Annotated in this window: 11 protein-coding genes; 5 read left to right on the top strand and 6 right to left on the bottom strand. The window is 64.9% G+C overall.

Translation table 11 applies throughout. The features are described from left to right. Nucleotides 1-2: 2 nt before the first annotated feature. Together VGM61_RS12635 and VGM61_RS12630 are read right to left on the bottom strand one after the other, a co-directional pair. On the bottom strand, nt 3-1,394 hold the full coding sequence (locus VGM61_RS12635; RefSeq protein WP_331523183.1) for a sigma-54 dependent transcriptional regulator: 1,392 nt from the start codon (nt 1,392-1,394) through the stop codon (nt 3-5). Nucleotides 1,395-1,467: 73 nt separating this feature from the next. After that, nucleotides 1,468-3,111, bottom strand: coding sequence for a sensor histidine kinase (locus tag VGM61_RS12630; RefSeq protein ID WP_331523182.1), 1,644 nt, complete (start codon nt 3,109-3,111; stop codon nt 1,468-1,470). A gap of 259 nt (nt 3,112-3,370) precedes the next feature. Between VGM61_RS12630 and sucC the strand changes: the two genes are divergently transcribed. Next, on the top strand, nt 3,371-4,534 hold the full coding sequence (sucC, locus tag VGM61_RS12625; protein WP_331523181.1) for an ADP-forming succinate--CoA ligase subunit beta: 1,164 nt from the start codon (nt 3,371-3,373) through the stop codon (nt 4,532-4,534). 12 nt (nt 4,535-4,546) lie between these two features. Then, nucleotides 4,547-5,419 carry a succinate--CoA ligase subunit alpha gene (gene sucD, locus VGM61_RS12620; protein ID WP_331523180.1) on the top strand — a complete coding sequence of 291 codons (873 nt, stop codon included), beginning with the start codon at nt 4,547-4,549 and terminating at the stop codon, nt 5,417-5,419. A gap of 135 nt (nt 5,420-5,554) precedes the next feature. Here the strand turns inward: sucD and VGM61_RS12615 are convergent, their stop codons facing one another. Continuing rightward, nucleotides 5,555-7,030: a pyridoxal phosphate-dependent decarboxylase family protein gene (locus VGM61_RS12615; protein WP_331523179.1), complete on the bottom strand. Its 1,476-nt coding sequence runs from the start codon at nt 7,028-7,030 to the stop codon at nt 5,555-5,557. A 241-nt stretch (nt 7,031-7,271) separates the two neighbouring features. On the opposite strand from VGM61_RS12615, the gene VGM61_RS12610 reads away from it, so the two are divergent. Beyond that, complete coding sequence (locus VGM61_RS12610; protein ID WP_331523178.1) at nt 7,272-8,885, top strand: NAD+ synthase; 1,614 nt, start codon at nt 7,272-7,274, stop codon at nt 8,883-8,885. Between the two features lie 73 nt (nt 8,886-8,958). Here the strand turns inward: VGM61_RS12610 and VGM61_RS12605 are convergent, their stop codons facing one another. Next, on the bottom strand, nt 8,959-9,783 hold the full coding sequence (locus VGM61_RS12605; RefSeq protein WP_331523177.1) for an outer membrane protein assembly factor BamD: 825 nt from the start codon (nt 9,781-9,783) through the stop codon (nt 8,959-8,961). A gap of 69 nt (nt 9,784-9,852) precedes the next feature. Between VGM61_RS12605 and rluD the strand changes: the two genes are divergently transcribed. After that, complete coding sequence (rluD, locus tag VGM61_RS12600) at nt 9,853-10,824, top strand: 23S rRNA pseudouridine(1911/1915/1917) synthase RluD (RefSeq protein ID WP_331523176.1); 972 nt, start codon at nt 9,853-9,855, stop codon at nt 10,822-10,824. Nucleotides 10,825-10,873: 49 nt separating this feature from the next. Next, complete coding sequence (pgeF, locus tag VGM61_RS12595) at nt 10,874-11,551, top strand: peptidoglycan editing factor PgeF (protein ID WP_331523175.1); 678 nt, start codon at nt 10,874-10,876, stop codon at nt 11,549-11,551. A 19-nt stretch (nt 11,552-11,570) separates the two neighbouring features. On the opposite strand, the gene otsA is transcribed toward pgeF, so the two are convergent. Next, nucleotides 11,571-12,989: an alpha,alpha-trehalose-phosphate synthase (UDP-forming) gene (gene otsA, locus VGM61_RS12590; RefSeq protein WP_331523174.1), complete on the bottom strand. Its 1,419-nt coding sequence runs from the start codon at nt 12,987-12,989 to the stop codon at nt 11,571-11,573. Further along, the gene (gene otsB / locus VGM61_RS12585) at nt 12,986-13,741 is read right to left on the bottom strand and encodes a trehalose-phosphatase (protein ID WP_331523173.1); all 756 of its coding nucleotides are present in this window, start codon (nt 13,739-13,741) and stop codon (nt 12,986-12,988) included. The genes otsA and otsB overlap by 4 nt, the downstream gene beginning before the upstream one ends. Nucleotides 13,742-13,869: the final 128 nt, after the last annotated feature.

Genomic DNA, 13,869 nt, shown 5'->3' with positions numbered 1-13,869 from the left:
CATCAGTCGATGCCGAGCTTCTTGAGTTTGTAGCGCAGGGCGCGGAAGGTGATGCCTAGCTTCTTCGCCGCGGCTGTCTTGTTGTAGCGGGACTCTTCCAGTGCCTTGACGATGGCGTCGCGCTCGATGTTCGAGATGTAATCTTCCAGGCCGCCCGGATTCTGCGCCGCGGCCACGGGCACCGCTTCCACGGCGGGCGCGGGTGCACCGCCGGGCGCTGCGCGCGCCAGCCGCTGGGGCAACATGAGGTCGGCCGCCTCGATGGTCTCGCCATCGCTCATGGCCATGGCTCGCTCCAGGATGTTCTCAAGCTCGCGCACATTACCGGGGAATTCGTATTCCTCCAGTGCTGCCAGTGCGGCCGGCTGCAGGCGCCCGACGATACCGCCGCTTTCCGCAGCCAGCTGGGCCAGGATGAATTGTGCCAGCGCCGGGACATCGCCGCGGCGCTCGCGCAGGGGCGGTACGCGCAGCTCGATCACGTTGATGCGGTAGAACAGATCCTGCCGGAACTGGCCTTCGTCGACCAGGGCGGCCAGGTTCTTGTGCGTGGCGGAGAGCAAACGCACGTCGACCGGGATCTCATCGCGGCCACCGATCGGGCGAACAGCTTTTTCCTGGATGGCGCGGAGCAGTTTCACTTGCATGTGCAAGGGCAGTTCCGCCACTTCGTCCAGGAAAAGCGTGCCGCCCTGGGCGGCCTGGAACAGGCCCTCCTTGTCGGCGTGGGCGCCGGTGAAGCTGCCTTTGCGGTGGCCGAAGAATTCACTTTCCATCAGTTCGGACGGGATGGCGCCGCAGTTGACCGGCACGAACGGACCGGTGGCGCGGGGACCTAAGTCGTGGATAAGGCGGGCCACCAGTTCCTTGCCCACGCCCGATTCGCCGCCGATATACACCGGTGCCTGGTTGCGCGCGAGCTTGGCGATGGTGGCGCGCACCTGCTGCATCGCGGGCGACGCACCGATCAGCCGGTTTGAAGGATCACCTGCGGCGGCGCTGGCGCTGGCGCCGGCCTTTCGCTCTTCGGACAGCTTCAGCGCCGTGCGCACCAGGCGCCGTAGCAGCTGGATGTCCACCGGTTTGGAGACAAAGTCGAAGGCGCCGGCCTTGAGTGCGTTGACCGCCGCGTCCACGTTGCCGTAGGCGGTGATCATGGCCACCGGGGTCTCCGGGAAGCGCTCGGCGATCAGCTCGATCAGCTCCTGGCCGCTGCCGTCGGGCAGGCGCATGTCGGTGAAGCAGAGGTCGTAGCGGCGCCCGTCGAGGGCGGCGCGGGCTTCCCCGACGCTTCCCACCGCGTCCACCTCAAGTTCCATGCGGCCCAGCGTGATCGTCAACAGTTCACGGATATCCCGTTCGTCATCGACGACCAGTACGGTCTGTTTGCTCATGAGTACGTCAGCATGCCGGTAGCTATCCCCCCCGGCAAAGATACCCGTGCCGGGAGATAACGCAAGGCTTCCCTCACGTGCGGGCGGCCACCGCAGCCGGTACCGGGTGCCGCGCAGGCGGGGTCAGGGTGATGCGAAAACAGCTGCCACCACCGGCCACGCGTACGTATTCCAGTGCTGCCTGGTTCGCTTCGCTCATCTGCCGGGCCAGGTACAAACCCAGCCCCGTGCCGTATTCGTGCGTGGTGAAGAACGGTTCGAAGATCTGTGCGGCCACTTTGGGCGGTATGCCCGGCCCACGGTCGATCACCTCGATGATCGGCAATCCGTGTTCGGCGTTGCGCGCTACCAGCATCACTCGCGCCGGTTCGTTGGGCATCCGGCCGTAGCGCAGGGCGTTCTGCACCAGGTTCCAGATCACCTGCTGCAGGTGTTGCGGGTCGGCCACGGCGGTGACGGGGTCGGCGGACGTGACCGCGCGCAATACGTCGTTGCCCAGGTCGTTGCCCTGGCGGTACTCCACCACGAAATTCTGCGCCCATTGTCCCAGGTCGAGGGTTTCCGGTCGCGAGCGCTCGCGGCGGGACAACTGCAGGATGTTCTCGATGATCTCGTTCAACCGCACGCAGTGATTGTTGATGATCTCCACCATGCGCAGGTCCGTGTCATTCAGATCCGTCGACTCGGCCAGGAGCTGCGCCGAATAACGGATGGCCGCCAGCGGGTTGCGGATCTCGTGCGCGATCGAGGCAGACAACCGGCCCAGTGATGAGAGCGTGAGTTCCTCGGCGCGCCGCGATAGCAACGAAGTGTCGTCCAGGAAGATCAGTACGTGCGAGTCATCGTGCGGGGCAAGGCGTGTGAAGCGCGGAACGACCTCCGGTACGCCGTCAGCCAGCGCCGTGGCCGATTCATCGAGTTTGCCCGAAGTGCGCCAGTGGTACAGGCGCCGTGACAACTCCGGCGCCACCGTCCCCAGGTCTCGCTGTTCGGCCGTGGGGTTGCCCATCAACATCCAGGCCGACTCGTTCAACTGGTGGATGCGGTTGGCCTCGTCCACCACCAGCACGCCGGTTTTCATCCGGCGGATGATCAACTCGTTCACCTGGGAGAGGTTGGCAAGGTCAATGCCGCGCTGTTCGGCCAGGGCCTCGGAGGCCCGCATCTGCCGGCCGAGTACATAACACAGGGACGCAGTGGCGAAGTAGGCCAGCCCGAACAGCCCCGATTCGAGCAGTTCCCGGTCGGATTCCACCGTGGTCGACAGGGCCACGAAGGTCTGGCCGAGCATGCCGATGGTGGCCAGGGCTGCGAAGAACATCGACAACCGCAGGGGCAGCATCAAGGCGCTGACGGCGATATTGACCACCAGCATCATGGCGATGCCGATGCGCACATCGTGCATGGCGGCCACCTGCACCACGGCAGCCAGGATGTCCACGGTGACGGCCAGCGCCACATTCAGGGTCAACCGGTGCATCCAGGCCCGCGTTCGCCACAGGGCGAACAGGGCGAAGGTCAGGAAGGCCAGGGCGACGAAGCGGCTGAGCGTGGGCTGGGGCAGGGCCGGCCAGTCCATCGATCCGGGGCGGAAGGCAAGTCCCGTGTAGACCAGGGCCTGCGCGACGCGGAAAACATGGGCAAACCACAGTTCGTGGCGGGTGCTGTCCGGGCGATTAATCGGCCCGGCCGCGGGGTGGGCGGCGGTGCTGGACACAGGCGTTCGGCTTCCGGCGGCATGCCCCCCCAGTGGGGCCGTGGCAAGTATAGGCTACCCCGGCCCTTTCCATTGGGGCCCCATTGAAGGAAAATAGCTGGCTGTATGGCGTGGATCGCGGCCGATTCGTCGTTGCGGGCCATCGCACTGCATCTGGGCGACACAATCCCGCCCTAAGCTCCCCCCGTCATGGCGTCGGGCCAGCCCCCTTCGGGCTCGTCGCACCTGCACGCTTCCTTTTGTTCGCTCGAGGTATCGAATGAATTTCCACGAGTACCAGGCCAAAGAACTCTTTGCCAAGTACGGTATCGCCGTGCCCCCGGGCAAGGTCGCCAACTCTCCCGACGCCGCTGTTGACGCCGCCAAGCACCTTGGTGGTTCGCAGTGGATGGTCAAGGCCCAGATCCACGCCGGCGGCCGCGGCAAGGCCGGTGGCGTCAAGTTCTGCAAATCCTTCGACGACGTCCGCGCCGCCGCCAAGGGCATGCTGGGCACCAACATGGAAACCTACCAGTCCGCCGGCCGTGCGCTGCCGGTGAACCTGGTGCTGGTCACCGATGCCACGGACATCGCCAGGGAACTGTACCTGTCGATCCTCACCGACCGCGATTCCAAATCCATCAGCTTCATCGCCTCCAAGCACGGCGGCGTGGACATCGAGCAGGTGGCCAAGGACACCCCGGAAGACATCCACACCATCGTGGTCGACTTCGTCGAAGGCCTGCAGCCCTACCAGTGCCGCCAGCTCGGCTTCGCGATGGATCTGAACGCCAAGCAGGTAGGTCAGCTCACCAAGGTCATGCTGGGCCTGTACAAGCTGTTCAATGAAAAAGACCTCGCCCTGGTGGAATTGAACCCGCTGGCGATCCTGGCCGACGGCAACCTCGCCGCGCTCGATGGCAAGGTCAATTCCGATGACAACGCCGAGTTCCGCCATGCGGACCTGGTTTCCATGCGCGACCTCACGCAGGAAGACGCCGCCGAAGCCGCGGCCATCACCCACAACCTCAATTACGTCACCATGGACGGCACCATTGGCTGCATGGTCAATGGCGCGGGCCTTGCCATGGCCACCATGGACGTCATCCAGCTGGCCGGCGGTGAGCCCGCCAACTTCCTGGACGTCGGCGGCGGCGCCACCAAGGAGCGCGTCACCGAGGCCTTCAAGCTGATCCTGTCCTCCGACAAGGTGAAGGCCATCCTGGTGAACATCTTCGGCGGTATCGTTCGCTGCGACCTGATCGCCGAGGGCATCATTGCCGCGGTCAAGGAAGTGGGCCTGAAGATTCCCGTCGTGGTGCGCCTGCAGGGCACCAATGTCGAGAAGGGGCGCGAGCTCCTGGCCAACTCCGGCCTGGCGATCACGCCGGCCGACGATCTCAACGACGCGGCGCAGAAAGCCGTGGCTGCGGCCAAGGGCTGAGGAGCACTAACAATGAGCGTCCTGATCAACAAGAACACCAAGGTCCTCGTGCAGGGTTTCACCGGCCAGCAGGGCACTTTCCACGCCGAGCAGGCGATCGACTACGGCACCAAGGTGGTCGGCGGCGTAACGCCGGGCAAAGGCGGTACCGAGCACATCGGCCTGCCTGTCTTCAATTCGGTAAAGGAAGCGGTGGACGACACCGGCGCCGATGCGTCGGTGATCTTCGTGCCGCCGCCGTTTGCGGCCGATTCCATCCTGGAAGCCATTGAAGCCGGCATCAGGGTGATCGTCACCATCACCGAGGGCATCCCGGTGCTCGACATGCTGCGCGTGAAGAACGTGCTGAAGTCGCACCCCGATACCGTGCTGATCGGCCCGAACTGTCCCGGCGTGATCACCCCGGGTGAGTGCAAGATCGGCATCATGCCCGGCCACATCCATATGCCCGGCAAGGTCGGCATCGTGTCCCGTTCGGGCACGCTTACCTACGAAGCTGTGTTCCAGACCACCAACGAAGGCCTGGGGCAGAGCACCTGCATCGGCATCGGTGGCGATCCGATCAACGGCCTGAGCTTCATCGACTGCCTGAAGCTGTTCCAGGACGACCCGCAGACCGAGGGCATCATCATGGTCGGCGAGATCGGTGGCTCGGCCGAAGAAGACGCCGCTGAGTTCATTGGCGAATATGTGAAGAAGCCGGTGGTGTCCTTCATTGCCGGCGCTTCGGCGCCTCCGGGCAAGCGCATGGGCCATGCCGGTGCCATCATCTCCGGCGGCAAGGGCACGGCCGCGGCGAAGTTCGCTGCGCTGGAAAAAGCCGGCGTCACCACGGTGAAGTCGCCGGCGGACCTGGGCAAGACGCTCGCCGGGCTGATGAAGTAACGGCATTTTCTCGCTGGATAAAAAAAGGCCGCCATTGAACTGACCCCCAAAGGGTGGACGGGCGTCCAACTTCTGGGGGTCAGTTCACATGCGGCTCTTTTTTTCAGCAGATTTACGCCGGCGCAAGCGCGCATCCTACGCGGCGTTTTTCTGCCCGCGCATGGCACTGTCCGCCGTGCGTGCCTGCATGAGCGCGGCGTTTTCCGCAGCGTGCGCCCGCATGTCGGCCCAGAGCTTCTCGATGTGCTGCCATTGGGTACCCAGCGCGCCAATCGATACCCGCACCATCCATGCGTCGTCAACGCGCGCCGCCGTCAGGTACGCCTTGCCCGACTCGTTGATGGCCTGGGCCCAGGCCCGGGTGTGCGTGTCCAATTCCTCGTCGCCGAAACCCGGTGGTTCATGACGGACGCAGACAGTCTGGAGCGTGATCTTGTTCGTTACCCGCCATTCCGGTTCGGCCTCCACGAGCTGTGCCAGCCGGCGCGCATTGACCATGTCGCGTCGAATACGTTTGCTCAGGCCCTCCACGCCCTGTTCGCGAATCAGGAACCAGAGCTTCAAGGCCCGGAAGCGCCGGCCCAGCGGTATGCTCCAGTCCCGCAATTGCGTCACCTGCCCATCCGTCTGCGTGCGTAGATAGCTCGGACGCGTGCTCATTACCCGGGTAAGGTGCTCGTGGTCGCGCACGAACATCACCGAACTGTCGAACGCCGCTCCTAGCCATTTGTTGGGACTGACCACGATGGAGTCGGCACGCTCGATGCCTTCCCACTCGGACCTGCATTCGGGCAGAAGCATCGCAGCGCCGCCCATGGCGGCGTCGACGTGCAGCCACATGCCCCACTCTTCGGCAACGTCGGCCAGGGCGGCGATATCGTCCATCGCCGTATTGGCGGTTGCCCCCGTCGTGGCGACAATGGCGGCAGGACGCGCGCCGCTCGCGATGTCCTGGTCGATCATCGCGCGCAGGACCTGGGCATCGAGGCTTCCACCGGGCTGCGTCGGTACGGTGCGGATGTGATCCATGCCGAAGCCGGCAATCATCGCGGCCTTGCCCACCGAACTGTGGGCGCGGGCGGACGTATAGATCATCCCCGGCTGCGCGGGTTGCCGGATGCCGCCCTGGGTATACGCGCAGCCGGAATATCGCTCGCGTGCGCAAATGATGGCGATGAGCGTGGAGATCGACGCCGATTCCTGGATCGCGCCACGCCACGCCGGGCGCAGGCCGAGCATCTGGCGCAACCAGTCGATGCAGGTCTCTTCCAGTTCCGTCAGCGCCGGGCCTGCTTCCCACGATACGCCCACCACGCCCAGGCCCGTGCTCAGCAGATCGCCCAACACGGACGACAGTTCCACGTTGGACGGAAAAAACCCAAAGAAGGACGGATGCTGCCAGTGCAGTACACCAGGGAGGAGAATGGACTCGAAGTCGGCCATGATGTCGGACACCGGTTCGGCGTGCCGGGGCGGTGCCTTGGGCAGGGCGGCGCGGATAGCGCCAGGTTCGATGGGACGCGATACGGCACGTTCTTCGATCTTCTCGCGGTAGGTTGCGATCCAGTCGATGACGGCATGGCCGTGTTCTCGAAATTCATTGGGGGTCAAGACGTGATGCTCCGGTCGGTCATTTCTGACGGTGCGGGCTATCATCCGGTCATGCCTGGATCGCAGCTATCGGTCGGGCGGCGGCTGGCCCTGGCAACGCGGCTGACATCATCGTGCGTTGTGGACTACCCGACAGTAAGCGCCGGCAAGAAAAATGCCGACGGCCGGCACATGGCGATCGGTCATCGTGCCGATGCACCGGCAGGCATTATCATGAGGGCCTTGCCCAAGGAGCGCCCCCATGAACGCGTTACGCATCGCCCTGGCCCAGCATGATTTTCCCGTCGGTGCCGTCGAGCCGAATGCGCAGCGCGTGCGTGACCTCACGGCCTCCGCCATGGTCGCCGGGGCACGCCTTGTCGCATTCCCCGAGCTCACCCTTTCCGGCTATCCGCCGGAAGACCTGCTGCTTCGTCCGAGCTTCCTGGAGGCTTGTGACAAGGCCCTTGATGCGCTGGCGCGTGAAAGCGCCAACGTCACCACCATTGTCGGCCACCCGCTATTGGTGGGCGAGGTATTCAACGCCGCCAGCGTGCTGCGCCAGGGCGCGATTGAAATCACCTACAGCAAGCAGGCTCTGCCGAACTACACCGTGTTCGACGAGAAACGCTACTTCCGATCGGGTAGCGCGCCGTGCGTGATCGAAGTCGAAGGCGTGCGGGTAGGCTTGTTGATCTGCGAGGATATCTGGGAGCCCCAGCCCGCAGCGCGCGTGGCCCAGGCAGGGGCCGAGATGATCGTGGTGATCAATGCCTCGCCATACGACATCCACCAGGCCGCCACGCGCGAGGCGCTATTGGCCAAGCGTGCGAAGGATAACGACCTTCCCATCGCCTACGTCAACCAGATCGGCGGCCAGGACGACCTGCTGTTCGACGGCGCCTCGCTGCTGGTCAATCGCGACGGCAGCATCGCCGCGCGTGCGCCGTCGTTCGTCGAGGCGCTGCTGATGGTCGACTTCGACCGCACCTCGCGTACGCTCAGTGCCATCGACTGGCCCGCCTATGAAGCGCTTCCCGAGGAAGCCATCGTCTATGCGGGATTGGTGCGCGGCATCCGCGACTACATCGGCAAGAACCGTTTCCCCGGGGTGTTGCTCGGCCTTTCCGGGGGTATCGATTCGGCGCTCACCCTTGCCCTGGCGGTGGACGCGCTCGGCGCGGACAAGGTCACTGCGGTGATGATGCCTACGCGCTACACGTCCGATCTTTCCCTGCGCGAGGCCAAGGCCCAGGCCGACCATCTTGGCGTCGAGTACCACGTGCTGCCCATCGGCGGGATATTCGACAGTTTCATCGGTACGCTCGATCCCGTCTTCGCCGGCCGCGCGCCCGACACGACGGAGGAGAACCTGCAGTCGCGCACACGCGGCGTATTGCTGATGGCCATGTCCAACAAGACGGGCAAGCTGCTGCTGTCCACCGGCAACAAGAGTGAGATGGCGGTGGGCTATGCCACGCTGTACGGCGACATGTGCGGTGCCTATGCGCCGCTGAAAGACGTTTATAAAACCCTCGTTTTCCGCCTGTCGCGCTGGCGCACGGCGATCGATGGCGCCATCCCCTTGGCCGTGATCGAACGCCCGCCGTCGGCGGAGTTGCGCGAAGACCAGAAAGACGAAGACTCCCTGCCGCCTTACGACGACCTCGACGCCATCCTAGAACTCTTTATCGAGGGCGAGAAATCCGCTGATGACATCGCCGCCGCGGGTTTTGACCGTGATGTCGTGGCACGGGTGATTCGCCTGGTCTACATCAACGAGTTCAAGCGCCGCCAGGCGGCGCCGGGGCCGCGCGTCACAGAAAAAGCGTTCGGTCGCGAGCGGCGTTACCCGATAACGTCCGGGTGGCGTTGAACCCGCAGGCGCCTTGTCCGGCGAAAAAAAAGGCCCGGTGATCGCTCACCGGGCCTCTTCATGATGCGGGGTATCAGTGGTGACCGGAGAACGGAATCGTGCGGCGCCACACTGACGGGTGGTGCGGCCAGTTCGGATCCGTCAGGTACGGGTGATTCGGGTAGTTCAGTGCCAGCACCTTCTTCGTCTGCTCGGCGAGGTCCGGCTGCTCGAGCATGACGTAGCTGCGGCTAAGGATGGCTAGCGCATCGCCCGTCTGCGGGGACTGCTGGTAATGCTCGATCACGTACTGCGAGCGATTGGCCGAGGCCACATAGGCCTTGTTGCGCAGGTAGAATTCCGCCACGTTGATCTCGAACTGGGCCAGTTCGTTGCGAAGGAAGATCATGCGCTGCCGGGCGTCGGCCGCGTAGTCGGAGTTCGGATAGCGGCGGGAGAGCTCGCTGAAATCGTCGAAAGCCTGCAGGTTGAAGCCCTGGTCGCGGCGTGTCTGGGCGCCATCGCGCTGGATGAAACGCTCGATCAGGCCGCCGGTGCGGTCAAAATTGATCAGGCCGCGCAGGTAGTAGGCATAATCGGCGTGCTTATGCGTAGGGAAGGTCTTGAGGAACCGGTTGACTGTGGAATATGCGTCGTCCGGCTTGTTGTCCTTGTATTGTGAATAGGCCAGGTCCAGCTGGGCCTGCTCGTTGTACTCACCGGACGGGAATCGGGCGATCAGGCGCTGATAGGCCTTTTCAGCGGCCGCATAGTCGGAATTTTCCAGCGAATCGTGGGCCGTGGAGTACAGCTTTTCCACCGGCATCGTGTCGATGGTGTCGCCCTTGTGGCGGAACATCGAGCAGCCGCCCGCCAAGAGGGCGAGGCAGAGCATAATTAGCAGCTTGGTTGCACGCATTTAAAGGGTTCGGATGCTGGATCGAATGAGCATGATAGCCGAAACCGGCCAAAAGCCGGGGAGCGGCCGATGAGTACCATACGGCATGACGCCCGGGTGCCGATGGGGGCCGCGGGACGCCGTTTCGACCAGACTTTGGCCGAGATGTTCCCGCAGTATTCCCGCTCCCGGCTCACCGCCTGGGTCAAGGCGGGGTCCGTGCTGCTTGACGGCCGGGTGGCGGTGCCCCGGCAGCTGCTGGTGGGCAATGAGGCGGTAGTCATCGAGGCTGAGGTCATGGTGGAAACCCACGCCGAGCCCGAGGCGATGGACCTGGATATCCGCCACGAGGACGACCACCTGCTGGTGCTGAACAAGCCGGCGGGCCTGGTGGTCCATCCCGGCGCGGGCAATCCGGCAGGTACCCTCTTGAATGCCTTGCTGCACCACGCCCCATCCCTGAACGAGCTGGCCCGGGCCGGCATCGTGCACCGGCTGGACAAGGAAACCTCGGGCCTGATGGTGGTGGCCAAGTCCGTGCCTGCGCAGACGGGCCTTGTGGCCATGCTGTCCCGGCACGAGGTGGTTCGCCAGTACGAGGCGGTCGTGCTGGGCACCATGGTGGCCGGTGGCACGGTGGATGAACCCATCGGCCGTCATCATCACGACCGCCTGCGCCAGGCCGTGCGCGACGAGGAAGACGGCAAGCATGCCGTCACCCACTACCGTCTGCGCGAGCGCTTCCGTGCCCACACGGCGCTGCAGTGCAACCTGGAAACAGGCCGCACCCATCAGATACGCGTGCACCTGGCCCATATCGGTCATCCGCTGGTGGGAGATCCCCTGTACGGCAACGGCCTGCGCCTGCCCAAGGGGGCGACGCCGGAACTTATCGCTGCCCTGCGTGGCTTCCGCCGCCAGGCGCTGCATGCCGAGCGCCTGGCCTTCGTGCATCCCGTGACCGGCGAAGACCTCGCCTTCGAGGCCGCGCGTCCACCGGACATGGAAGATCTCCAGGTCATGCTGCGCGAGGACACACGGCGGGTCGGCTTTGACGACTGAAGGATTCGTCCTTCCCCAGTGGCTGCTGCCGCCGGGCATTGGAGCGGCGGTGAGCACACGGTGGGTGCCCGGTAAGTCCCTCGCACCTTATGACGCCTTCAATGTCGGCAGCCGCTGCGGGGATGACCTCTCCGCCGTGACGGAGAACCGCGCTTCGCTAGCCGGCCGCCTTGGCTTGCCCACCCAACCGTGCTGGTTGCGGCAGGTGCACGGCGCCCGCGTGGTCACTGTCCCGCCCAGTCCGGAGCCCGGGTCAGGCGCCGAGCCTGAAGCCGATGCGGCCGTCGCCGAGCGCGGTGTGCTTGCCATCCAGACCGCCGACTGCCTGCCGGTACTGTTCTGCCTGCCCGACGGCAGCCGGATCGGCGCGGCGCATGCCGGATGGCGGGGCCTGGCGGCCGGCGTACTCGAAGCCACGGTTGTGGCCATGCGTGGTACGCCCCTGGCGTGGATGGGTCCATGCATCGGTGCGAAGTCATATGAAGTGGGCGAAGAAGTGCGCGCCGCATTCGTCGATGGCGACAGGCGCGCCGCCGGGGCGTTCACGACGACGCGGCCCGGGCACTGGCAGTGCGACCTGTACGCTCTGGCGCGCCTGCGGCTGGCTGATGCCGGGGTGACGGCTATCCGCGGCGGGGGCTTCGATACGTTCACCGACGATCGATTTTATTCCTATCGACGCGATGCAGGCTCCAGCGGTCGCTTCGTCTCGCTGATCTGGCGGTAAGGCGATACCCACTTATTTTTCAGGAAATGGTTTCGGCGGGAGCCGTCGACACCAGGTCGCTGGCGTTGCGCGCCGGATGCATCAGCGCCTCCAGGAAGGCGTTGCGCCATCGCGTGATGTCATTGTGTTCGAGTACTTCCATCGATGCGTCCCAGCGCTGGCGGCGCTCTTTCAGTGACATGTCCAGGGCGCGCTTGAGTGCCTCGGCCACATCGTCCAGATCGTTGGGATTCACCAGCAGCGCGGCGCCAAGTTCCTGCGCCGCACCTGCGAAACGCGAAAGTACCAGTACGCCGGGATCCTTCGGATCCTGGCAGGCGATGTATTCCTTGGCCACCAGGTTCATGCCGTCGCGCAGGGGCGTAACAAGGCCCACTCGCGCGACGCGGAAATAGCCGGCGAGCATTTTCTGCGGGTAGGACTTGTTCACATAGCGGATCGGCACCCAGTCGGGCTCGGCGTACTGGCCGTTGATGTGCCCGGCGCCGCGTTCGAGGTCGCGGCGGATCTGCCGGTATTCGGGCACTTGCGAGCGCGAGGGCGGGGCGATCTGCAGGAAGGAGACGCGCCGGCGCATGTCTTCGTTGTCGCGGAGCAGGCGGGCGAAGGCATCGAAGCGTTGCGGCAGGCCCTTGGAATAATCCAGGCGGTCCACCCCGATGATCAGCTCGCGACCGTCAAGGCTGTGGCGCAGACGCGCGACGTCGCCGGTGTCTTCGGTGCGATGGGCCAGTTCCACCACTTCGGCTGTGTCGATGCTGATGGGGAATACGCCGGCGCGGAACAGGCGGCCATTGGCCGCGCGGATACGGCCGCCGGTGCGCATCGCCGCGCCCAGTTCGTGCAGGAAGTAGTCTTCCAGCGAGCGCAGGTCGCGATGGGTGTGCAGCCCCACCAGGTCGTATGAGGCCAGCGATTCGAACAGCTCGCGATGGCGCGGCAGGGTGATCATCAGGCCGGCCGCGGGCAGCGGGGTGTGCAGGAAGAAGCCGATGCGGTTGCGCACGCCACGCTCGCGCAGCTTCTGGGCCAGCGGGATCAGGTGGTAGTCCTGTACCCAGATGGTGTCGGTGGGCTGGAGCAACCGGGCGACGTTATCGGCGAACACCGCGTTGACGCGGAAATAGCCTTCCATGTGGTCGCGACGGTAGTCGACCAGGTCGCCGCGATAGTGAAACAACGGCCAAAGGGCGCGGTTGGCGAAACCTGCGTAGTACTCATCGTGGTCTTTGCGGGAAAGGTCGATGGTGGCGTAGCTGATGTTGCGTTCGGTTACTTCGTGCAGTTCCGCGCCGCTTTCCTTGCCGATGTTGCCGCTCCAGCCAAACCACAGGCCGCCGCGTTCCTGCAGGGCGGCATTCATGGCGGAGGCCAGGCCTCCCGTCTGGGTTTGCTTGGGCAGGGCCACCCGGTTGGAGATGACAACCAGGCGGCTCATGCGGCCAGCTCCTTCAGCCATGCATGGACCGAGGCGACATCGGCCAGCGTGCTGGTGGCCTGGCTGGGCTCGCGGTCGCCCACCCGTACAGAGAACCCGCCGTGGGCATTGGCCGCCTGGAAGCCGTGCTCATCCGTCAGGTCATCGCCGACATAGACAGGCAGGCGGCCCTTGAACGGAGGTGTATCCAGCAGGCCCGCCACGGCCAAGCCCTTGTCCATGCCCCGGGGCTTGAACTCCACCACATGGTTGCCCGGCTGTAGCTCGAAATCGGGCAGTTCATCGGCCAGCGCGGCGGCGGCGAGCTTGAGGGCATCGCCTTGTTGCGGTGCCTCGCGATAGTGCAGGGCCACCGCCACGCCCTTGTCCTCGACACGGATGCCCGGCAATTGGCGGGCCAGCGCGGCAGCGTTGCGCCGGAGTTCGTCCACCTGGGCTGGATGCACCTGCAACCGTTCGATCGTGCCGTGGCTGTTACGTCGCTCGAATCCGTGCAGTCCCGCAGCTGCCCACGATGGGCGCTGGAACAGGCGGTCGAGGTCGGCGATGGTGCGGCCGCTGATCAGGGCCAGTGCACCGCGCAGGCGCGCGTGCAGGGCATCGAGTGAATGTGCCAATGTTGACGGGACCCGCACGGCGGCAGGGTCATCGACGAAGTCGAGCAGGGTGCCGTCGACATCGAGGAAGAGCGCCCAGGGGTGGCTGCGTTCGGGTTTGGGTGGCGGCGGCAATCCAGCGCGGCGGGCGTTCACCTTGCATCGATCTCCATCTGCGGATAACGGAAGTGTGAAGCTGTCCATGTGAACGCCGCGCGGACGGGGGGCGTCGTCGGCACGAATGCTGCTTGAAGCGGCGGGCGCCGGGCCGCATTTGTAGACCA

Source organism: Pinirhizobacter sp. (assembly GCF_036499745.1).
In the GTDB taxonomy this organism is placed as follows: Bacteria; Pseudomonadota; Gammaproteobacteria; order Xanthomonadales; family Rhodanobacteraceae; genus Pinirhizobacter.
This window is presented reverse-complemented; position numbering and strand designations above follow the sequence as displayed.